General features: G+C 63.1%; 14 protein-coding genes and 2 pseudogenes. 6 read left to right on the top strand and 10 right to left on the bottom strand.

Annotation, left to right across the window (positions count from 1 at the left end; genetic code table 11):
- Window positions 1-7 precede the first annotated feature (7 nt).
- A complete protein-coding gene (locus AQUI_RS0101775; RefSeq protein ID WP_027255993.1) occupies window positions 8-1,645 on the bottom strand; it encodes a phytoene desaturase family protein in 1,638 nt (545 codons plus the stop codon).
- A 131-nt stretch (window positions 1,646-1,776) separates the two neighbouring features.
- Between AQUI_RS0101775 and AQUI_RS0101770 the strand changes: the two genes are divergently transcribed.
- Both AQUI_RS0101770 and AQUI_RS26810 read left to right on the top strand, forming a co-directional pair.
- On the top strand, window positions 1,777-2,451 hold the full coding sequence (locus AQUI_RS0101770; protein WP_245596835.1) for a TetR family transcriptional regulator C-terminal domain-containing protein: 675 nt from the start codon (window positions 1,777-1,779) through the stop codon (window positions 2,449-2,451).
- Between the two features lie 568 nt (window positions 2,452-3,019).
- Window positions 3,020-3,823 (top strand): annotated as a pseudogene (locus tag AQUI_RS26810) (ISNCY family transposase); the annotation flags it as partial.
- Between the two features lie 46 nt (window positions 3,824-3,869).
- Here AQUI_RS26810 and AQUI_RS30525 read toward each other — a convergent pair.
- The 7 genes from AQUI_RS30525 to AQUI_RS0101730 form a co-directional block, all read right to left on the bottom strand.
- Window positions 3,870-4,193 carry a hypothetical protein gene (locus AQUI_RS30525; RefSeq protein ID WP_156916744.1) on the bottom strand — a complete coding sequence of 108 codons (324 nt, stop codon included), beginning with the start codon at window positions 4,191-4,193 and terminating at the stop codon, window positions 3,870-3,872.
- Between the two features lie 416 nt (window positions 4,194-4,609).
- The gene (tcuA, locus tag AQUI_RS0101755) at window positions 4,610-6,085 is read right to left on the bottom strand and encodes an FAD-dependent tricarballylate dehydrogenase TcuA (protein ID WP_027255990.1); all 1,476 of its coding nucleotides are present in this window, start codon (window positions 6,083-6,085) and stop codon (window positions 4,610-4,612) included.
- Between the two features lie 4 nt (window positions 6,086-6,089).
- Window positions 6,090-7,760: a thiamine pyrophosphate-binding protein gene (locus tag AQUI_RS0101750; RefSeq protein WP_027255989.1), complete on the bottom strand. Its 1,671-nt coding sequence runs from the start codon at window positions 7,758-7,760 to the stop codon at window positions 6,090-6,092.
- 3 nt (window positions 7,761-7,763) lie between these two features.
- A complete protein-coding gene (locus tag AQUI_RS0101745; protein WP_027255988.1) occupies window positions 7,764-10,175 on the bottom strand; it encodes an FAD-dependent oxidoreductase in 2,412 nt (803 codons plus the stop codon).
- Window positions 10,168-12,573 carry a GcvT family protein gene (locus AQUI_RS26805; protein WP_035919544.1) on the bottom strand — a complete coding sequence of 802 codons (2,406 nt, stop codon included), beginning with the start codon at window positions 12,571-12,573 and terminating at the stop codon, window positions 10,168-10,170. Before AQUI_RS26805 ends, AQUI_RS0101745 begins: the two co-directional genes overlap by 8 nt.
- Entirely contained in the window at window positions 12,570-13,859 is a 1,290-nt protein-coding gene (locus AQUI_RS0101735) for an aspartate aminotransferase family protein (protein ID WP_027255987.1), read from the bottom strand. The genes AQUI_RS26805 and AQUI_RS0101735 overlap by 4 nt, the downstream gene beginning before the upstream one ends.
- A complete protein-coding gene (locus AQUI_RS0101730) occupies window positions 13,856-15,403 on the bottom strand; it encodes a trimethylamine methyltransferase family protein (protein ID WP_027255986.1) in 1,548 nt (515 codons plus the stop codon). Before AQUI_RS0101730 ends, AQUI_RS0101735 begins: the two co-directional genes overlap by 4 nt.
- A gap of 105 nt (window positions 15,404-15,508) precedes the next feature.
- Here AQUI_RS0101730 and AQUI_RS0101725 point away from each other — a divergent pair, with 105 nt between their 5' ends.
- The gene (locus AQUI_RS0101725) at window positions 15,509-16,399 is read left to right on the top strand and encodes a LysR substrate-binding domain-containing protein (RefSeq protein ID WP_027255985.1); all 891 of its coding nucleotides are present in this window, start codon (window positions 15,509-15,511) and stop codon (window positions 16,397-16,399) included.
- Between the two features lie 451 nt (window positions 16,400-16,850).
- Here the strand turns inward: AQUI_RS0101725 and AQUI_RS29645 are convergent, their stop codons facing one another.
- Window positions 16,851-17,153, bottom strand: coding sequence for a YciI family protein (locus AQUI_RS29645; RefSeq protein ID WP_169730740.1), 303 nt, complete (start codon window positions 17,151-17,153; stop codon window positions 16,851-16,853).
- On the opposite strand from AQUI_RS29645, the gene AQUI_RS0101715 reads away from it, so the two are divergent.
- Complete coding sequence (locus AQUI_RS0101715) at window positions 17,137-17,847, top strand: IS6 family transposase (protein ID WP_027255984.1); 711 nt, start codon at window positions 17,137-17,139, stop codon at window positions 17,845-17,847. The two genes, AQUI_RS29645 and AQUI_RS0101715, sit on opposite strands and share 17 nt — an antisense overlap.
- 44 nt (window positions 17,848-17,891) lie before the next feature.
- A pseudogene (locus tag AQUI_RS32395) lies at window positions 17,892-18,128 on the top strand (DDE-type integrase/transposase/recombinase); the annotation flags it as partial.
- A gap of 84 nt (window positions 18,129-18,212) precedes the next feature.
- Here AQUI_RS32395 and AQUI_RS26795 read toward each other — a convergent pair.
- Window positions 18,213-19,253 (bottom strand): substrate-binding domain-containing protein, encoded by a 1,041-nt coding sequence (locus AQUI_RS26795; RefSeq protein WP_245596833.1) that lies wholly within the window; start codon window positions 19,251-19,253, stop codon window positions 18,213-18,215.
- A 123-nt stretch (window positions 19,254-19,376) separates the two neighbouring features.
- Here AQUI_RS26795 and AQUI_RS0101705 point away from each other — a divergent pair, with 123 nt between their 5' ends.
- A complete protein-coding gene (locus tag AQUI_RS0101705; RefSeq protein WP_027255983.1) occupies window positions 19,377-21,704 on the top strand; it encodes a DUF1989 domain-containing protein in 2,328 nt (775 codons plus the stop codon).

The raw sequence follows: 21,704 nt of genomic DNA, 5'->3' as shown, positions 1-21,704 counted from the left end.
CCGCTCCTCAGGCCGCGTAGCCGGTCATGTTGCCGCCCCGGCCGATATTTCGCAGGATTTCGCGGGCGGCATTTGCCCCCGGCGCCGCCATCACCCCGCCACCCGGATGGGCGGAGGAACCGACGATATACATGCCGTTGATGGGAGTGTCGTATTGCGCGTAGCCCGGCACCGGGCGGTTGAAGAGCAGCTGGTCAAAGGTCAGTTCGCCTTGGAAGATGTTGCCTTCGGTCAGGCCCACCTCCTGCTCGATGTCCCAGGGGGTGCGGACTTCTGCATGCACAGTCTTGCTGCGGATGTCGGGGCAGGCCTGCTCCAGCTTGTCAAAGACGCAATTGGCAAAAGCGCCGCGTGTCTGGCCGTTCCAGTTGGTGCCCGCGCGCACGCCGCCGACCTCCAGGTCATATGGGGCGTATTGCACAAAGACAGTCATCATGTGCTTGCCCGGCGGTGCCATTGTCGGATCGATCTGGCTGGGGATCAGCATGTCGAAGTAAGGGTTCTGCGACCAGCGTCCCTCCTTCCAGTCGTCGTATGCGCGCTCCAGTTCGTTCAGGCTTTCGGCGCAATGCAGATCGCCGCGCAGGAAAGGCGCGCCCTTGGGAGCGGCGGGGAACTCCGGCAGCGCGTCCAGCGCGATGTTCAGCTTGCCCGAGGAGCCGCGGATCTTGAACCGTTTGACCGCCTTTACGAAATCGCCAGGCAGGTACTGCTCGCCGGTATGCTGCAGGAACGTGCGTTTCACATCCATGTTGGAGGCGACGATGGGCGCGTGGTATTCGTCGCCGTTGGCCAGCGCCACTCCGGTCACCCTGCCATTGCTGACCAGAAACCGGTCGACGCCGGAGCCGGTGACGATGGTGCCGCCTGCCTCCTCGAAACAGGCTCCCAGCGCGTTGGAGATCGCGCCCATGCCGCCGCGGGCAAAGCCCCAGGCCCCGATCGCGCCGTCCACATCGCCCATGTAGTGGTGCAGAAGCACATAGGCGGTGCCGGGGGAGTAGACGCCCAGCCCGGTGCCGATGATGCCCGCGCCGGCGATATGCGCCTTGATCAGGTCATTCTCAAAATGCTCATCCAGGAAATCGCCGATCGACATCGACCAGAAACGCAGGGTCTCGCCCAGCTCCTTCTTGCCCAGCCCATGCGCCTGCTTAATCAGGAACAGCAGCTCGCCAATATCGCGCGGCTTCAGCGAGGTCGGGTCCGGCGCGTTACGCAGCAGGAAGGGCCGGATGAAACGGCACTGGCGGATCACCGTCTGGCTGAACCGGTCATAGGCATCGGCATCGCGGGCACTATGGCGGGAGATTTCCCGGCGCAAGGCGTCATGATCCGACATATAGGCAAAGTAGTCGCCATCGCTGTCAAAGCTGGCGCCGCCTTCATAGGGGATCACCTGCAGCCCGTATTTCGGCAGCTCCAGGTCGCGCACGATCTCACGTCGCAGCAGCGAGCAGACGTAAGAGCAATTGGAATAGGTCCAGCCCTCATGCAGGGACCGGCTCACCGCGGCGCCGCCGATCCAATCGTTCTTTTCCACCACCAGAACCTTCAGCCCGGCCTTGGCCAGGTAGCAGGCCGCGGTCAGCCCGTTGTGCCCGGCCCCGGCCACAATGGCGTCAAATCTGTCGTGTTGCCCCATGAATCTCTCCTGGTCCGGCTGTCGTTCACCGGAGCCTAGAGGAGAAGAATTTTCCGGTAAAGTTTTTTTGAGCGCTCAAATAAAAATAATCCGGCTGACAGCCGCGAAGAAGTGTGGAACAAGGAAGAAAATTGAAATCTGGATTTCTCATGGTGGCATCGCAGGGCAGCGGCAGGAAGCCGCGCAAGGAACGCAAGGAAAACGCCGACATGCGGCGGCGGCAGATTCTCGATGCTACCTTGAAATCGATCGTGGCCAATGGCCTGGCCAAGACGACGCTGGCAACCGTGGCCAATGAAGCCGGGCTGTCGCAGGGCGTTGCCGTCTTCTATTTCAAGTCCAAGACCGGCATTCTGACCGAGGCGCTGCGCGATCAGTACCAGACCTACGAGGCTCACTGGCAGGCGGCACTGGAAAAAGCGCCCGAGGACCCGGCGGCCCGCCTGCGCACGATCATCGAGGCGGACTTCAGCCCCAAGATCTGCAACCCCAGCGCGCTCGCCATCTGGTTTGCCTTCTTCGGGGAGCAGAATTTCGTGCCTCAATACGCCGAAATCACCGGTGAGTTCGAGGAAAAGAGGTCTCAAATGCTCGCCGAGATCTGCCACGAACTGATACCGGAGGACCCCGGCAAGGCCGACAAGGCCGGCGGCTGGATTGACTCGCTGACCGACGGATACTGGCAGAAGCTGCACTTGTTTCCGCACATCTACACTCGGGAAGGGGCGCTGGAGCAGACACTGAATTTCCTTCAGACACTGTTTCCCAGCCATGCGGAGGCTTTCCAGGCAAAGGCTGGTAGTTAAGCCAGTCAGCAACTTAACAGGGGTTCTGGGCGTAAACGAATTTCCGCTTGAAATTGCATGGGCTTCGGCCCGTTGGCGGTGTTGAACTGTTCAGGTAGCTCCTTGCTAAGGGGCAACGGTCCGGGTGCCGGTTCTGATCGTCGGCTTCTTTCCCGCCTTAGGACCGGCAAGAGGCTGCCGCGAACTTCTGCTTCCGCGCTCATCAGGACCGCCCCAGACAAAGTACGCAGTTTCCTGCCATTGTGGCAGCATGCAGCGAAACGGCACTTTGTCCGGCGTCTTTCGTGTTTATGACCCGTGCAGCGAACGGCAGTTGCTGCGCTGCCTTCGCTCAACCTAAACATGCCAAGCACTCCAACCGGCCTACCGTTCGCACGTAATCTGGGTTCGGCCCGGATGATTGCAGGCTGGTTGCAAACAATGTGGGTTCATTCGCAGATTATTCGGGTTTGGCCCCTTCGATAGATGCAAATAATTCGGGCCGATAATCACTATGATTGCAGGTCGAGTCGTTTATGTTCGCAGGTCGTTACAGTTAGCCAAGATGTAGCTTCCTGAGGTCTTCGCCGAACTGCGGTTTGTGAAGTCGGAAAGCACGCTCAGCTATTTCGAGGCGCTGAACAGCTACTTGCTTCAGCATGGCCGTCCCGTGGCCTTTTACAGCGACAAACATTCGGTATTCCGGGGTGGCAAAGAAGACGCCAGGAATGGCGCAGGCATAACCCAGCTCGGGCGCGCGCTGAATGAGCTGAACATCGAGATCCTGTGCGAAAACAGCTCTCAGGCCAAAGGCCGCGTTGAACGGGCCAACCGCACGCTTCAGGACCGGCTTGTCAAAGAGCTGAGACTGGCAGGTGTTTCGAATATGGAGGCCGGAAACGCCTTTCTGGAAGGCTTCAAAACTCGCTTCAACGCCAAGTTTTCCAAGGCCCCGGCCAAACCGGATAACCTGCACCGGGCGTTGAATGTGGAACCGGGCCGTTTGGCGGAAGTTCTGTGCTGGCGCGAGAACCGCTATGTCGGCAAGCAGCTCACGTTCTCCTATGACCGCAAGCGGATCATGCTGGAAGAGAACGCGCTGTCACGCGCCCTTATCGGAAAATACGTTGATACCTATGCCTTTGCGGATGGGGGCTTCGAGGTGCGCTGGAAAGGCCAGGCCCTGCCCTACAGGATCTTTGATATGGACCAGCGCGTCACCCATGCGGCCGTCACCGAGAACAAGCGGCTCGGCGCGGTCCTTGCCTATGTCAAAGAGATGCAGGAGAAGGCGCCGCCAAAGCCCAAGCTGCGGACCAACTCCGAGAAGATGGGGTATCAGCCCAGGCCTCGCAAGCTGGGTGTGCCAGAGGTGCCGGTTATCGGTGATTGACCGGTTTGCGGTGGGCAAGTTACCAATAAAGGCGGCTCATAGTTCATTAAAAAAGAGGCGAGCAATCTGTAATGCTCAAGAGAGCGACATTCCTAACAGGTGCCGTGTTGATTGCACTGATGGGATACCTGCCTTTCGAACTTTCGGAACGCGACGAGTTGATCGCGAGACATGGCGCAGTGTTTTTCTGCATCCCGATCACATTTGTTGCAATACCGGCAGTGGCGGCGGTTTTCCTAGCGCTGATCATTAAGCTCGCAAGGTCAAAATCGCTATAGGCATCCCCTTTACCCACAAGGCTTTCCAGCCCTTCGATATTTGAGATCTGCGGGCTGAAAAGCCTTGTTCCCGTTGCGCCCTGTGGTGACATTACTGCTTTGCGCAGCCGGTGACATTCCTGGATGGGGTTTACAAGGCACTCACAGCGTGGCCCAGGAGGCATCCGGGCCGCGGCACCCCGGCTAACCGCCTACACACAAAAAGGCTGACTTCGACGTCTTCTAAGTCATTGAATTACATCAGTTTATAACTGGCGCATTAACTATTGGGTCGGCCGAGACCGGACGTTCACGCCGGACGCCGCGAAAACCTGGAACGAGCCCAGAATGCCGGATTCTTCAGGATCAGCGAACGGCTGATACTTGTCAGAAAGCTGACATGCCAGTCAGAGACAACAGTTTCCGGAAAGTGGTTTCATCATGCAACGTCGTGCAGGCGACTCAGCCATCAGCCCATTCACTTAGATCCTGTGGCCTGCCCGTCTCCATTTGAGAAAGCCAGCTGTCCCTATCCGCCAAAGGCATGCGCCCCCGCCAGCCGGCCGAAAACAGATCCGCTGATCAAGCCGGTCCCGCCAGGATAGTTGAAATAGAAGACCCCGCCGACCAGTTCCCCTGCCGCGAACAGGCCCGGGATCGGCGCAAGGTCATTGTCCAGCACCTGCGCGCTGTCCGGGTCGATCCTCAGCCCGCCGAAGGTGAAGGTGATGCCGCAACCGACCTGGTAGGCTTCGAACGGGCCTTCGTCGATGGTGTTGGCCCAATTGGATTTCGGCACGCTCAGCCCCCGGGTGCCTCGGCCGTCCTTGATGTTCGGATCAAACGGCGTGTCCGTGTCCACCGCTGCATTGTAGGTGCGGATTTCATCGAGAAAGCCTTGCGGGTCGATCCCCTCCAGCTTGTGCGCAAGCTCCTCCAGCGTCGGGGCTGTCACCTTGGTCACCCGCTTGATGCGGTATTCGTCTCGCAGCAGATGGGTTACCTTGGCGTCGAAAACCTGCCAGGCGAACTGGTCCGGCTGGTTCAGGATCACCCGGCCGTATTTGGCATAGGTGTAGTTGCGGAAATCCGCGCTCTCGTCGACAAAACGGCGCCCCGTTGCGTTGACCATCACCCCCCAGGGGTAGGAATGCTTCTGGAAGCCGTCGCCCACATCCAGGTCGCCGAACTCCGGTGCGTTGTAGTCCCAGCCGACCGCGTGGCAGCCCGACCAGTTGCCATAGGTGGAGGCGCCGGCCGCCATCGCCATCTTGATCCCCTCGCCGGTGTTGAAGCGGGAGCCGCGCACCCGGGCCATCTCCCAACCGGGGCCAAGGTAGCGGGTGCGCATCTCCTGGCTGGCCTGAAAGCCGCCTGAGGCAATCACCACGGATTTCGCGTGAAGATCCTGAAGTTCTCCCCCGTGGCGGACCTTGACGCCGGTCACTGCGTAACCGTCGGTCAAGATCTCCACTGCCCGGGTTTCATAGCGGATCTCGACACCGGCCTCTTTGGCAATTCTGGTGTGTGCATCCACCAGGCCGGGGCCGCCGCCCCAGGCCTCAAGCGTCAGCCCGCCCCAGAACTTGAACCGCCCATCGACCTTGAACGCCTGCCGCCCGTAGATCGGCATGAAGCGGATGCCCTTGCCGCGCATCCAGTGCATGGTCTCGCGCGAGGTGGTTACCAGCCGTTCGCACAAGTTGGGATCGGTTCGGAAGCGGGTGACGCGAAACATGTCGTCAAAGAACTGCGCCTCGGTGTAAGTGCCGAAATCGGTGATGGCGATCTGTTCTTCACTCAGGTCCGGGCAAAGCGCGCGGATGTCCTCGACCCCGTCATAGGCAAAGCGGATGGCGCCTGCAGTATAGCGGGAGTTGCCACCGTTTTCCGCCTCTGGCGCGCATTCCAGCATCAGCACGCTTGCCCCCTTTTCCCGCGCGGCGTGGGCGGCGCAGAAGGCCGCATTGCCGGCGCCGATAATGATCGTGTCCCAGGTCGTCATGGTCTCAGTCCTTGTGCGGTGCCTTGAACAGATCCTTGCGCAGGGTCATCAGCGCACCCGGATCAATTTTGCCTTGAATGATGGTGGTCTCATTACTGGCCAGCGCAGTCTCCAGGGCCGGACCCATCTCGCCGGGCCCATCGACCCAGATGCCTCTGCCGCCGCAAAGCTCCGCAAACCTGTCATAGCGCGGCGAGGTGATTTCCGCGCCCAGCAGGCGGCCGCCATAGAATTCCTGCTGGTAGGCTTTCTCAGCCCCCCAGGCCTCATTATCCAGGACCACCACAATGATCGGCAGCCTGTGCTGAATGGCGGTCTGGATCTCGATCATCGTGTAGCCCACTGCGCCGTCACCCATCACCGCCACCACCGGGCGCTCCGGCGCGGCAGCCTTGGCGCCGATGGCCGCGGCCAGGCCAAAGCCGACCAGACCGAAGTCCAGCGGCGTGATCAGGCTCATCGGCTCATAGTGGGCCAGCCGGTCGGCGGCCTGCAGGCAGGTGTTGCCGGTGTCCAGGGTGACGATGGCGTTCTCCGGCAACGCGGCTCGGATCTCCGCCAGCGCCCGGCGCGGATGCATCGGCAGGGTGGCGATCCGCGCTTCCTCCGCGCGTTCAGCGGCAAGGCTAGCCATGTCCGCCTTGAAGGCAGCGCGCCATTCATCCGCCGCCGGTTTAGATGCCACCGTGGTCAGCGCCTCGGCCGTCAGCCCGGCATCGGCCTGCACCGCAATCTCGGCCGGGAAGTAGCGGCCCACGGCAGAGCCGTCGATGTCCACATGGGCGATACGGGTCTCCGCGCCGACGTAATCATTGCTGTGAAAGGTGGAGTTGAAACCCAGCCGCGCGCCCAGCACCACCATCACATCGGCTTCCTTGGTCAGGCGGCTGGCCACCCGGTTGCCGCGCGGCCCGGCCTGACCTGCAAACCAGGGATTGCCGTGGCGCATCACGTCGGCATGGCCGGTCGAAGCCACCACCGGCACCTCCAAGGTTTCGGCCAGAGCGGTCAGCGCGGTACACCCCCTGCCCCATTTGAACCCGCCGCCTGCAAAGATCACCGGACGTTTTGCAGCGGAAAGCATTGCCGCGATGGCGCTGATGTCTTCCGGCGCCCCAGGCCCCGGGCGGGCGATATTCACCGGCTTGGGAGCAGTGGCCGGCACGTCGGCAGCAAACAGGTCGCGCGGCACATGCAGCACAACCGGCCCGCGGCGGCCTGAATTGGCGAGCCGGATCGCATCCTCCAGCATCGGCGCCAGGCGCGCAGGATCAGTGACCATGACCGAGCGTTTCGAGATGGGCGCAAACAGGGCCACCTGATCCACTTCCTGAAAGGTGTCCTTGCACTGGTCGGCCCGGGTGATGGCTCCGGCGATCACCACCAGCGGCGAATAGGCCAGCTGCGCCTCTGCAACCGCCGTCACGGTGTTGACCACCCCCGGCCCCGCCTGCGCCCCCAGCACCACCCCGGGCTTGCCGGTCATCCGCGCCCAGGCGTCAGCCATATGACCCGCTGCACGCTCATCCCGGGCACCGACATAGGCTATTTCCCCGCCCTTATAAATTGCGTCGTACAGTTCTAGCATGGACCCGCCCAGCAGGCCGAATACGGTATCAATGCCATTGGCCTTCAAAACGCGATAGACGGCCTCGCCGCCATTAATCATGGTCATGTATTAATCCTCGGATCGGGGCCGCAGGTTCTGCGGGTCAAAGATGGCGTCCGGGTGGACGGTCACGGGAATTTTACGGTTCAGGATCTGCACACTGAGGCCCTCACGCGGGGTTCCCTTGCGCACAAACAGCCAGCCGAGCGATTTGCCGACGGTGTACCCATAGCCGCCGGAGGTGGTCAGCCCGACCGGTTGACCATCCAGCAGCACCGGCTCGCCGCCGTGGATGTCGATTCCGTCCGCGTGAAGTTCCGCGTAAAGCAGTTCCCTAGCCGGATCGCACGCCAGCAGGGCGTCCTTGCCCAGGAAGCTGCGGCCTTCGGCGGCCACAAACCGCTCCAGCCCCACATCCAGCGGCCCCACGTCGGTGGTCAGTTCGCCCGAAGCGCGGTAGGCTTTCTCCATCCGCATCCCGTTAAAAGCATAAGACCCCAGATCGGTCAGCCCGTGCTTTTGCCCGGCGGCAAACAGAGCGTCATAGAGAGCACCGATCTGCGCGAGCGGCGCGTGCAGCTCCCAGCCAAGCTCCCCCACGAAGGAAACACGCAGCGCGTAACAGGGTATGCCCGCCACGGTGATCTCCTGCCCGGACAGCCACGGGTACTCCCGGTTCGAGAGGTCCGCATCCGTCAGCTCCGCCAGGATCCGGCGCGAGGCCGGGCCAGAGAGCGCCAGCATGCCCCAATCCTGGCTGCGGTTGATCATCTGAACGTCTTCACCGTCGCAGATATGCGACTTGATCCAGCCGAAATCCGGGTTAGCGCGGGCAATCGGCGAGCCGGTGAAAAAGCGGTCCTCGGCCATGCGCCAGATGGTGATCTCGGTCTCGAACCGGCCTTTATCTGTCAGCAGGTGATTGAGGCTCATCCGCCCGTCGCGGGACGGGACCCTGTTGGCCGACAGCCGGTCCAGCAGCGCGCCTGCATCCCGGCCTGTGATCTCAAACTGGGCAAAGGCGCAAAGATCAATGACACCCGCCGCCTCCCGCGTTGCCCTGGCCTCCGCCATCGCCTTGGCATGCCAGGGCTGATGGCCCCATCCGATCTGCTCAACCTCGCCAACCGCGCCGAAGTAGCGCGGGCGCTCCCAGCCTGCGACCTCGCCGAAGACCGCACCCTTTGCGGCCAGCCGGTCATAGAGCACATGGCGGTTCAACGGCCGCAGGCTCTCGAACTGCTTGCCGGGGCACGGGGTGTCATGGCGGCGCATGAATTCATCCTTGGTGCGCTCTACGATGAAATGATCGGTCGAGAAATTGCCATAACGGCGCGGATCAAGACCGCGGGTGTTGATCTGGGTCTCGCCATGCACCATCCAGTCAGCCAGCACCTTGCCTGCGCCGCCGCCCCAGGCAAGCCCGATGGAGGAGCCGCAGGACAGCCAGACATTCGGCGCACCCGACGGCCCCACCAGCATGCCGCCATCCGGCGTATGGGTGATCGCTCCGCGCACCACGCGTTTGATGCCCAGCTCCGCCAGCACCGGCATCTTCTCAAACGCCATCATCAGGAATTCGCCGATGGAGTCGTAGTCCGCCTCAAACAGCTCATTCTCTGCAGCCCAGGGCGCGCCCTGCGGCATCTCCCAGACGGTGGGACAGACATGACCCTCGTAGATGCCAATGAGGCCGGATTTCTGCTCCTGCCGGATATAGCCGCCATAGGCGTTGTCGCGCATCACAGGCAGTTCAGGACGGCCCAGAAACTCCGGAACAGTGTCGGTCACCAGATAATGGTGCAGGCAGCTGACCGAAGGGATCTTCAGCCCGAACCACTCCCCGACCTGATTGGCATAGGAACCCGCGGCGATCACCACGTGTTCCGCCAGAACATCGCCCTTTTCCATGCGCAGCAGCCACATACCGCCCTTGCGGGAAGCGCCGAGAACCTGATTGCGGCGTTCTATTTTGGCACCGCGCGCCCGGGTCGCAGCGGCCAGCGCCATGGTCACAGAGGACGGGTCGATATGGCCGTCCTCGAATGTCCGCACTGCCGCCTTGACGTCGTCCACCTTGTAGAAAGGGTTTACGCGGGCGACCTCTTCCGGGCCGACTAGCTCCATCGGCAGGTCAAGGAGCTTGCCAACCCCCATGATGGATCTCATCCAGTCCACCTCGTCCTCGGTTGTGGCGATGCGGAAGCCGCCAACCTCGTGCCAGCCGATGGACTGGCCGGTTTCCTGTTCGACCCGTTTGTAGGTCTCGATCGAGGTCTTGTTGATCCAGCCGGCCAGACGCGAACCCACCGCATGGGCGATCTGCCCCGCCGCGTGCCAGGTGGAACCGGAAGTCAGCTCGGCCTTTTCAAACAGGATCGTATCAGTCCAGCCATTTTCCGCCAGCTGGAACTGGGCAGCCACGCCCATGATGCCGCCGCCGATGATCGCGACCTGCGTGGTGCGGATGGTGTCAGTCATGTGCAAACGCCTCTTTGGCGGGTTTCAAGGAGGCCTTGGCGGCATGGCGGGTGCAGGCGATTTCAACTTCAAAACCGCTGACAACAGTATTTTTGGCCAGCTGGTCCAAGGGTGCATGGATCATCGCCAGCGCAACCGAGCGCCCATAGCGGTAGCTCCAGGCGGCCGAGGTAATTTGCCCCACGGCTTTGCCATCGAAATAGATCGGCTCGTCATGGATCGGGATCGCCTCCGGATCATCAAACAGGATCGAGACGATCCGGCGTTCCGGGGTGTGGCCCGTCAGCGCTTCCTCACCAGCGAAGCCGGTGCCAAAGGCGCAAAAGGCACCCAATCCAGCCTCCTGCGGCGTGGTGCCGGGACCCAGTTCATGGCCAAAGGCCCGGAAGCCGCTTTCGATCCTCAGCGAACCGCTGGCATAAAGCCCGGCGTGGGTCGCGCCCGCTGCCAACAGCGCCTCATAGGCCGCCATCGCCATGTCGGCAGGGATGTAAAGCTCATAGCCCTCCTCGCCGGTGAAACTGAGGCGACCGGCCCAGCCGCGCGCTAGGCCAATCTCAACCGGGGCAAACTGAAAACGTCTCAGATCCGGTACAGGACTGTTTGAGGTGGCTTGCAGCACCTCGCGGGCCTTTGCGCCCGCAAGGCCAAGGATCGCATAGCCGCTGGTCACATCGGTGAACTCCACGTGGAAATCGCCCTTGGTCTCGCGCATCCGCTTTAAGTCACGCACCACTTCGCCCGCACCTACGGTCATCAGAAAGCTGTGCGGCCCATGCCGGCGCACGGTGATGTCGCTCTCAACTCCCCCTCTGGCGTTGAGGACCTGGCTATAGACGATACGGCCCTCAGGGATGTCCATCTGCGCCGCGCAGAGGCGGTTGAGGAAGGCGCAGGCATCCTGCCCCTGGACCATGATCTTGCCAAAGACGCTCTGGTCCAGAATGGCGGCGCCGCTGCGGCAGGCTTCCACTTCGCGGCCCACCTGATCGCGCCAGGCAGGCGCGCCGAAAGTCAGTGGCAGATGCGCCTCCTCACCGCCGAAATGCACCGCGCGCTCCCAGCCGCCGCGGGGCTCAAAACGGGCACCGGCCGCCACAAGCCCTGCGTGGATGGGCGAGCGGCGCTGGCCGCGGGCGGTCTCCATCGACTGGCCCGGATAAGGGTTGTCGTAATGGCGGCCCAGTACCTCGGGAATGCGGGCCTCCAGCGCGCCTAGCACGTTCATCTCGGGGCTGAAGCGACGGATGTCAGCCTCGTTCAGATCCATCGCCGGCTCGCCCGCAATGATCCACTCCGCCATCGCGCGCCCAGCCCCGCCCGCCAGCGCGATGCCGGTGGAGTTCATACCGCCCATCAGGAACAGCCCCGGCACCTCCGGGCTTTCCCCCAGCATGAACTGGCTGTCGAGGGTGAAGCTTTCGGGGCCATTGAGCAGCATCCGCACCTCGGCCTTCTCCAAGGCGGGGATGCGGCGCAAGGCGTTTTCCATCATCGGCATGAAGTGGTCCCAGTCCTCGTCCAGCAGGTCGAAGGAGAAATCCTTGGGCAGCCGGTCCAGCGGCAGCCCCTTGGCGTGCGGTTCAAAACAGCCGACCAGCAGCCCCTCGACATCATCACGGGCATAGAGGAACGCGTCCTGATCGTTCAATGTCGGCAGATGCGCGCCCTTGCCGAGCGCCTGCACTTCCTGCAACGGCTTGGTCAGGATGTAGAAATGCTCGCAGGCATAGAGCGGCATATGCGCCCCCGCCATCGCCGCAACCTCGCGCGACCACAGGCCGCAGGCGATCACCACTTCCTCCGCTTCGATCACATGATCGCCCACCGCGACGCCGGAAATCCGCCCGCCCTTCTTCCGCAGCCCGGTGACGGCGGTGTCCTCAAAGATCTGCACCCCCCGCGCCCGCGCACCCTTGGACAGCGCCAGCGCCACGTCAGAGGGGTTCACGCGGCCATCGGCAGGCGACCAGACCGCGCCAATCACATCGTCTGCTTCAATCAGCGGCCACAGCTCCTTGGCTCGGGCGGCATCCACCACCTCGGCCTCCAGCCCAAAGGCACGGCCCAGCGACACCTGCCGCTTGATGTTGATCAGCCGGTCCGGGTTGGTCGCCAGCGTCAGCGAACCTGTCTGGGTCCAGCCGGTGGCCTGGCCGGTCTCCACCTCCAGCGCGCCATAAAGGTCGATCGAGTAGTTGATCAGCCTGGTCAGCGCCGCCGAGGGCCGCAGCCGGCGCACCAGCCCTGCCGCGTGCCAGGTGGTGCCGCTGGTCAGTTTGGAGCGTTCCAGCACCACGATGTCGGTCCGCCCTTCGCGGGCCAAGTGATAGGCGATGGAGCAGCCGATGACACCGCCGCCGATGATCACTGTGCGGGCGCAGGATGGCAGGGTCATTGCAGCACTCCGTCCTGGATAAGTGCGGCAAACACAGCATCAAAGGCGTCCAGCGCCTCGTCTATCAGTTCCGGGGTATGCGCCGCGGAGGTCACGCAGGAGGTATGGCTCATCAGATCCACGCCGCGCGCCAGCAGGCCGCCGCGAAGGCCGGCCACCAAGGCAGGCGGCACGCTGCGGATTGCAGCCGGGCTCAGCCCCTCTGGGTCTGCTGCCCCAAACAGCAGGTGGCAGGTTGAACTCTCCCCATAGGCGCATCCCGCAATCCCGTGCCGCGCCATCAGGGCATTAAGGCCGCGGCGCAGGCGCTCTGCCATGGCATCGGCCTGCACCTGCGCCTCTCCGGTGGCCAGCAACGGCATCGCCGCGCAGGCGGCCGCGGCAATCAGCGGGGAGCCGTTGAAGGTTCCCTTGTGGCTGACCGGCGGCGACAGCCCGTCCCGCGCGGCGGCGTTGTTCATCAGCTCCATGATCTCCGTCCGGCCGCAGACGGCACCACCCGGCAGGCCGCCGGTCACCACCTTGGCCAGCGTCGTCAGGTCCGGCACGATGCCGTCGCGCGCCTGCCGCCCGCCGGGCGACCAGCGCAAGCCGGTGATGATCTCATCAAAGATCAGCACTGCACCTGCAGCCCGGGCCGCGTCATGCAGGGCACGCAAAGTGTCCGCAGACAGCGGCACAGAACCATAATTGGCCCCGGAAGCCTCAATAATCACGGTGCCGATGCTGCTGTCCTGCAGGGCCGCCTGCATCGCCTGCGGATCAGCAGCGCAGACCTCGATCAGGCCCGTCACCGCAGCTGGAACCCCCAATGACGCTGTCTGCAGACTGCCCGCCTTGGCCCCTTTCAATGCGTGGTCGTGCCAGCCGTGGTAATGGCCGTCCACCCGCAGCACCTTGTCCCTGCCGGACCAGGCCCGGCCCAGCCGCATCGCCAGCATCGTCGCCTCGCTGCCCGAGGAGGTGAAACGGGTGCGTTCAGCGCAGGGAAACAGCCGGTTGACCCATTCCGCCCATTCGGTCTCGGCCGCGTGGCAGTCGGCACTGAAAATCACGCGGTTGGCCTGCCGTTGCAGCGCCTCAACAATTGCAGGGTGGCCGTGGCCCAGCATCTGGCTGGCGGACCCCATCTTGAAGTCGATGTAGCGGCGCCCCACCGCATCCCATTTCTCGCCACCTGCGGCGCGTTCGATGAAGACCGGATGCGGCGCGCGGTAGCGCAGCTCGTGACTGACGCCGCCGGGCAGCGCCGCACGGGCGCGGCTGCTAAGTTCACTGTTGCTCATGCGGGCCTGCCGATCTGTTCACGGGTGAGCCGGATATCAAATGCAGCGCGCAGTGCGCGGTCGGTCTCATCGCTGACATGCTGCGGAAAATGCGCGCCCAGAATTTCACGGGCCGTGTCCCGCGCGGCGTCGCCAACCGGCCGGGCGCCATCCTCCTGCCATTCGCGAGGGGACCGGCGGTCGCCGATGTGCGGATAGAAGTAGTCGCACTTCATCCGCTCAAAAGTGTGCTGCTCCCCCAGATAGTGGCCTTCGCCGCGGCACACCTGGGCGATCACATCGGCGGCAATATTTTCCGGCGTGGCCTCGACCCCGCGGATCGTGCGCAGGATGTTGCCCAGCAGGTCATTGTCGCTCACATAGGCCGCATGGCTGACGCCCAGCAGGCTCGCTTGCATGCCCGCCGCCTGGGTCACAATGTTGGACCCTGCATGGGCGGCCATCGCCACGGCCAGCGATTTCTCGGCGCCGTATTGCGCGTCCAGGCATTTGGAATCAGTGATCCCCGCGATGGAGGAAACCGGCAGGCCGAAATGCCACCCCATCTGGGCCGCGCCCGCCATCAGTATTGCCTGCTCGCCGCCGCCGCCGCACATCGACCCGGTGCGCAGATCGGCCACCAGCGGCTTGGGGGCAAAGATCGACTTGGCCTCCGGGTCCACCAGCCGGGCAAAAACCAGCCCGGCCAATGTTTCGGCAACCGCCTGCACCAGCGACCCGGCGATTGTGGCGGGGCTGGTTGCCCCGGCCTGACCCGCGCTGATCAGCTGCACCGGGAAGCCGGCCCTGATCGCCGCCTCCAGCACCTCGCAGGCTTCCTCGGCAAACCGCATCGGCGGCACCACATGGCAGACCATCACCGTCAGGAAGGGCCGCGCCCGGAACGCGGCTTCGCCGCCGGCGATCTGATAGCAGAGATCTGCGATTGGCCGCACGTTCTCCGGGGCGCTGATCGAGATCGAGACATGCTTGGAGGTGCCCATCAGGCAAGCATAGGCGGTGTTCAGATCCATCGCCGCGTTGTCCTCGATGTCGCGGGCCACCACCGATCGGCTAAAGTGGTGGATGTTCTCCATCCGGTCGACAATCCGCGCCGCGTCATACAGGTCCGCCAGCGTCGAGTCGCGGTAGGCCCCGGTGTCGAGGTCAAACACCCCCGGCGCTGCGCCGCCTGTCGACATGTGGACCCGCGCGCCACTGAGCTGCAGATCCTTTTCCGGCTCCTGGCCGCACAGCGTGAATGCCTTCTGCGCGTCCTCCACGGCCCATCGCACCAAGTCCCGCGGAAACAGCAGCCTGCGGTCTTCGGTCAGCTGCCCGCCGGCGCTGCAAACCTTGCCGATCATGGACGGAATGGCCTGGCTCAGCCCCAGCGTTTCCAGAAGCGACAGCGCCGTTTCCTCAACCAGCGCTACCTCCTCCGCCGCAAGAGGTTTCAGCCGCCCGCCTTCAACCCCGGGCCACACCGGCCTGACGCCGCCAGCCTCGCTGGCCGCACTAAGCCGCTCCTTGCGCCCACGCCTTCGTTTTCCGTATGCCGCCATTTCATGAGTCCAGCTAAATTCTCCCAAACCGTGGCGCCGGAACTGCCCATTTACAAATGGTCATTGCTCAGCAACTAATGAACTGTACTCATCTATGGATTCCGCATGCTGCCATCGCTCTCCGCCCTGCGCGCCTTCGAAGCCGCCGCCAGAACGGGCAGCTTCCGCGCTGCGGCTGAGGACCTCTCTGTGACCCCCACTGCGATCAGCCACCATATCCGAGGCCTCGAGGAGCAGCTCAGCGTCAGGTTGTTCAAACGCTCCGGACGCGATGTGGTCCTGACAGAAGACGGGCAGCGGCTGGCGGAAACCGCAGTTCAGGCCTTTGGCATGCTCGAAGACGCCGTACGCGCTCTCAGGCGTACCTCGCGCAGAACCGTGCGTATCGCCGCCGGCCCTATTTTCACCGCCCGGTGGCTGATGCCGCGGATCAGCAATTTCTGGGAACAGCACCCGGGAACCGGACTGGAGGTAGTGCCGACGTATCAGCCGGGCGCGCAGGACCGCGAAAACGTGGATATCGTGATCCGTTGGGAACGCATGTCGGAGATGCCGGAAGGGGCCGTCAAACTGCTAGAACTCAGTCCGGTGGCGATTGCGTCAGAGGCCTTCCTTAGCCGGTTCGGCCCTGTGGAAACACCGGCGGACCTACTGCACCTGCCGCTGCTGCACCAGCGGAACCATTGGGGCTGGCTGGACTGGTTTTCAGCAAGGGGCGTACGGGTTCCGGACACATTGCGCGGCCCGGTGTTTGAGGACGCCAATGTTCTGCTGCGCGGTGCTGCGGAAGGCCAGGGCGTGATCGTAGGATGGCTGCCGCTGATTGACCAGGATTTGGCCGAAGGCAGAGTGGTGCGCCTGTTCAGCGAAGACATCACGCCAACCCACGGGTATTTCCTGGACGTGGGCAAAGGCAACCAGGCGCGTCGGCAAACCCGGGCCGCCATCGACTGGCTGACAGCCCAAAGCACCCGGATTGATTTTGGCCGCTGCTGAGAACAGTTTTGTCATTTATCTCGGCCAAGCCGGCTTGTTTGAATGGGCTGACGAACGCCCAAAGCCAGCTACTCTTCCAAAAACATAAGCCAAAAACGGTGGTATTGCGGACATTCAATCACTTTCGGGCGATGGCAACTTTGTCCGCACACTTCCAGTCCAAGCCCGACCAGTTGAACGGTCCTGGTCTCGGGGATCAGCCATTCACGCCTGGCGCGGCTAACGCTCGGTCAGAGCCCTACCCGGACATCATGATTTTTTGCTGCGAGCGCTCGCAGCGCGCCTATGGGCTGCACAGCCGAATTTCTCCCGCCGATCGGCAGAAAGAAATGCGGCCATTCCGGCAGCCTGCAGCAAATTTAAAACCACGAATTCACGCAGAGCGCAGACGCAGCAGACCTTCGCGTCCGCGCGGCAAGTGTCCGTTTTCCGTTTGAAGGCCAAGACGCTGTCAGGACGGCGCGATCAGTCTTGACCCGGCTGCATAGACTTGGGTCCATTTGATGATCGCGTAGGATTTGCGAAGCCCGGTCGGCCAGAACGGATCTTCTTGGACAAGCCGATCAACATCTTCCTCGGCATCGGCTTCGACAATCCACATGCCGTCACGTCCAAGTCGCGCGGTGTCAGACAAAGGTCCCGCTGCCTCGATCTTGTCTGAGTGCCGTTCTAAGAAATCGAGATGCCGGGGGCATTGCCCAGTTGTTTGCCCGTCGGCTTTCGCATAGGCAACCGGGATGAAAATACCTTGCACGATGCCTGGCCTGAAAGGCTACCGTTTTCCTCGCGAGATCGTCGCCTATGCGGTCTGGGCGTATCATCGTTTTGCGCTCAGCACGGCGGATGTCGAGGATCGGCTTGCCGAACGCGGCGTGATGGTCAGCCGGGAAACCGTCCGGAACTGGGTGAACCGGTTTGGCCGCCATTGCGCCGATTGTATCAAGCGCGACAGGCCGGGCACCAGTGACAAATGGCACTTGGATGAAGTTGTTGTTCCGATAAATGGCGAGAAGTTCTGGCTCTGGCGGGCAGTCGACGCGAATGGGAACGTGCTCGATATTCTCGTGCAAAAGCAACGTAATGCGAAGGCCGCCAGCCGGTTCCTAAAGCGGCTGATCGACCGGTTTGACGCTCCGCGGGCCGTGATCACCGACAAGCTGCGCAGTTACATCAGGCCGATCCGCAACCTTGCGCCGAATGCTGATCATCGGGCGCACAAGGGCTTGAACAACCGGATCGAAGGATCCCATCGGCCGGCCCGAAAGCGAGAGAAACTCATGGGGCGGTTCAAGTTACCTGGACAGGCGCAGAGATTTCTGGCCGCACATGACCAGATCAACACTATCTTCCGTCCCCGCCGCTATCGTCTTACCGCCAAATCCTATCACCATGCCAGAGCCGATGCCTTCGATCTTTGGAGCGCCTACACACTCGAAATGACCGCCTGACGGGCGTGGGTCAGGCCGCATTCGGGCGGGAGCAAATAAGTTGGCAATGCCGGCGCGACAAACGGACAGCGAAACAGATGCCGCTCCGTTTGATCAAATGACACGCCCGCAAGGGGGATCATCACCGGCAAGCTTCGCTCTTATGGCGCTGCCAAACAAAAAGGGCGGCGCCCACCCTGGGTCCTTGGTCGCACAAGCGCCTCAACAATCAAGCCGAGAACAGTCACCTGCCATTTCGAAAGCGGGAACGAGCAATACAGAGCTTTCGGTCACCCGGCGGGTAGCAGCGCCTTGATGATCATCCGCTACCACCGCCTCGAAGCACTTAGTGCCTGAAAAGCAGCAGAAAACATCGCTTAAAATAGTCAATCCGCTGCACCTGTCCGGGTGACCTCAGTTAACGTGACATCACCTAATCGACCTGTCGAGCTCCGGTTCACAAGCCTGGACTCCAGCAGCACGGGCTCCGGCACCGTCCCGTTTTCGACCCAGCCAGCAATCGCGTCCGCGGCCGCGAGTCCCATGCGGGCCACCGGCAGGTGCACAGTTGTAAGCCCAGGGCACAGGTGAGCGGAGCCGGGCAAGTCGTCGATGCCCAACAGTGATAGCCCGCCCGGCACTGAGATGTCGCATCGCTGCAGCTCATACAGCGCACCGGTAGCCTGAACATCCGACATACAAAGGATGGCGGTTGTGTCGGGCCGGGCTTCTAGCACACGCTGCACGCCGCTACAGCCGCCTTCGATCGACAGCGGTTCGAGGTAGAATTCAATCTTTGCGCCATCGGGGCGACGGCGCAGCGCCTCGACGCGGGTCCCGGTCCGGTCGTTGGTTTCCGTCGGCCCATGGATCACCGAGATGCGGCTGTGGCCAAGTCCCGTCAGATGGCTGAGCGCAGTGAAGGCCGCGGCGGCGTTGTCGTAGCCGATAGTCGGCAGTGCGAAGTCTGGATCATAGTAGGAGGTTGCGATGGCCGGGATCCCCCCGCGGTTGATCAGCTCGTAGAGGGCGGGTCGGTGAGTGATTCCGGACATGATCAGGCCCTCGGCACCAATGTTGATCAGCGTCCGGGCCTTTTCTGCTTCGATTTCCGGGATGCCGTCGGTGGTGGAGACGACCAGCGACAGACGGTGCTTGTCCAGCTGGCTTTCGAGCCGGGAGAGGTAGCGGGCAAAAATCGCATTGTCCAGCGTTGGCACCAGCGCCCCGACGAAACGGGACCGTCCGCTGTTGATGGCGCGTGCGGCGGCACTGGGCATGAACCGCAGGCTGTCCATCGCCGCCTGCACCTTCTGGCGTGTCGCCTCGGACACCGCCTCGGGGGTGTTCATGACCCGCGACGCGGTGGCAACGGAAACGCCTGCCGCCGCAGCAACATCCCTGAGGTTCGCCCGCTTTTTGGTCATCTTACTGCTCATCCCTGCCTGCCATCTACAGCCCCGAATTCCGGCGTTGAAGAAAACCTTGACACATGTAACTGGTTTCATCAACCATGTAACTAGTTTCAAATCTGAGATTCGGATACCGCAATGACCCGCTACGCCGTGCTTCACGACTTCGACAACATGGGGTTCCAGACTCCTGAAAGGGCCTTTCCGGGCTTCGCTAAGGGGCAGAGCGGGGCGCCCCGGGTGCTGGCGCCGCGCGAACTGCTGAAGCAGGAGATGCGGGCCGGGGACCTTCTGTCGCTGGAGGTGCCGCTGGGCGGTACCGCGCTGCAGATTGCCGCCTTTGATGATGGCGGACGGCCGGCTCTGGCGGCGCTAGGGCTGCAGGCGGACGCGCCGATGCCCCTGGCGGATTGCGACGCCGCGGAGCTGCTGGGCTGGATCGCCGGCAACGGCGGTGAAGCTGCGGCGGACATCCCGGCCTGCACGCTGGATATGCCCGAAGAGCCGCTGGTGCTGAAGGCCGGGGCGGCTGTCACCGTGTGGATCGGCTGCCCGGCGGAGCGCCGGCAGCTGGTTTTTGGCGGAGTGGCGGGCAACGCCAGGGTGACCTGGCAGCCAGCGGCGGGAACGGGGCCGCTGCTGCCGCCGCTGCTGGGCGATACCCGCGAGGAATTCACCGTCAGCAGCGCCACAGCCATGTCTTATGAGGTGAAACAGGGCGAGATCGTCCAGATCATCGATATCGAAGGTCAGCAGTGTTCGGATTTCACCGCCTTCAATGCGGCGGCGCTGCAGCGGGGCGAGGAGCTGATGATCGACGGCACAGCCACGCGGTCGATGGTGCGGCGCGCCTATCCGGGGCCGGGGCTCTTGGACAAGTTCTTTGACCGCGATATGCGCCCCCTGCTGAACGTAGTGCAGGACACTTGCGGGCGGCACGACACCTTTGGCCTCGCCTGCACCGCCCGCGGCTATGAGGAGCGCGGCTTTCCGGGCCATGTGAACTGCTCCGACAACATCTCCCATGCGCTGGCGCCCTATGGTGTGGCGCGAAGGGCGGCCTGGCCTGCGATCAATTTCTTCTGGAACACCTGGGTCGATCCGCATTCGCACCACATCCTGACCGAGGAGTCCCATTCCCGCCCCGGCGATTACGTGGCGATGCGGGCGCTGGAGGATCTGGTCTGCGTCTCCACCGCCTGCCCGGACGACATTGATCCAATCAATGGTTGGAACCCGACGGATGTGCATGTGCGCATCTACCGCCCCGAAACACCCCTGCGCCGTGCCGTTGCCTACCGCGAAAAGGAAGACGCCCCGATGTCGATCAGCCAGAACTCCGCCTTTCATGACCGGCTTGAGCCGCTGACCCAGCATTTCGCGCCGGCCCGCGACCTCTGGGCGCCGGTGAGCTTTCCCTCGCATGGCACCACCGGCGAATACTGGGCCTGCCGCAACGCGGTGACCGTGCAGGACATGAGCGGGCTGCGCAAATACGACATTGCCGGACCCGATGCCGAGGTGCTGCTGCAACAGGCCACCACCCGCAACGTGGCCAAGCTGGCGGTCTGGCGCGGCTCCTACACCTTGATGTGCGACGAGGCTGGCACGGTGATCGACGATGGCACCCTGTTCCGGCTGGCCCCGGACCTGTTCCGCTGGTGCTGCGGCTCGGAGGAAAGCGGGAGGGTGCTGGAGGCATTGGCACAGCAGATGGGGCTGCAGGTGCGCATCCACGACATGCGCGGTGCGATGCCCAATCTGGCGATCCAGGGACCCAAGTCGCGGGACCTGCTGCGCAAAATCGCCTTTACGCAGCCGCATGTGCCGCAGCTGGACCAGCTGAAATGGTTCGGCGTGACAGTGGCGCGGCTGAACGACCGGGAGGGTGCGCCCTTCATGCTGTCCCGCTCCGGATACACCGGGGAACTGGGTTACGAGATATTCTGCTCCAAGGCCGATGCTCTCACGATCTGGGACGCAGTGATCGAAGCGGGCGAGGAGTTCGGAATCACCCCGATGGGCTCTGCCGCGCTGGAGATCATTCGGATCGAGGCCGGGCTGGCCGCCGCCAACGCGGAGTTCGCACCGGGTGTGGATGCGTTCGAGGCGGGGCTGGGCTTTGCCGTCGACCTGACTAAGCCCTCTTTTACTGGCAAGGCGGCGCTGGAGCGCAACACGCGCGAGCCGCGCCGGGCGCTGAAGGGGCTTTTGCTGGGCTGCAACGACGTGCCGCTGCACGGCAGCCCCGTCTATGACGGCGAGCGGCAGGTGGGCACGGTGACCTCCGCCACCCGCTCGCCCTCGCTGGAGCACGCCATCGCCATCGCCCGGCTGAACGTCGAGCACGCGGAGAACGGCGCCCGGCTGGAAATCGGCCAGCTCGACGGGCGGATGAAGCGCCTCGGCGCCACCGTCTCGGACATTCCCTTCATAGACCCGCAACGCAAGCGGGCCCGCGCCTGA

Source organism: Leisingera aquimarina DSM 24565, assembly GCF_000473165.1.
Classification (GTDB): Bacteria; Pseudomonadota; Alphaproteobacteria; order Rhodobacterales; family Rhodobacteraceae; genus Leisingera; species Leisingera aquimarina.
Note: the sequence above shows the minus strand (reverse complement) of the source record. Positions and strands in the feature narration are given on the sequence as shown.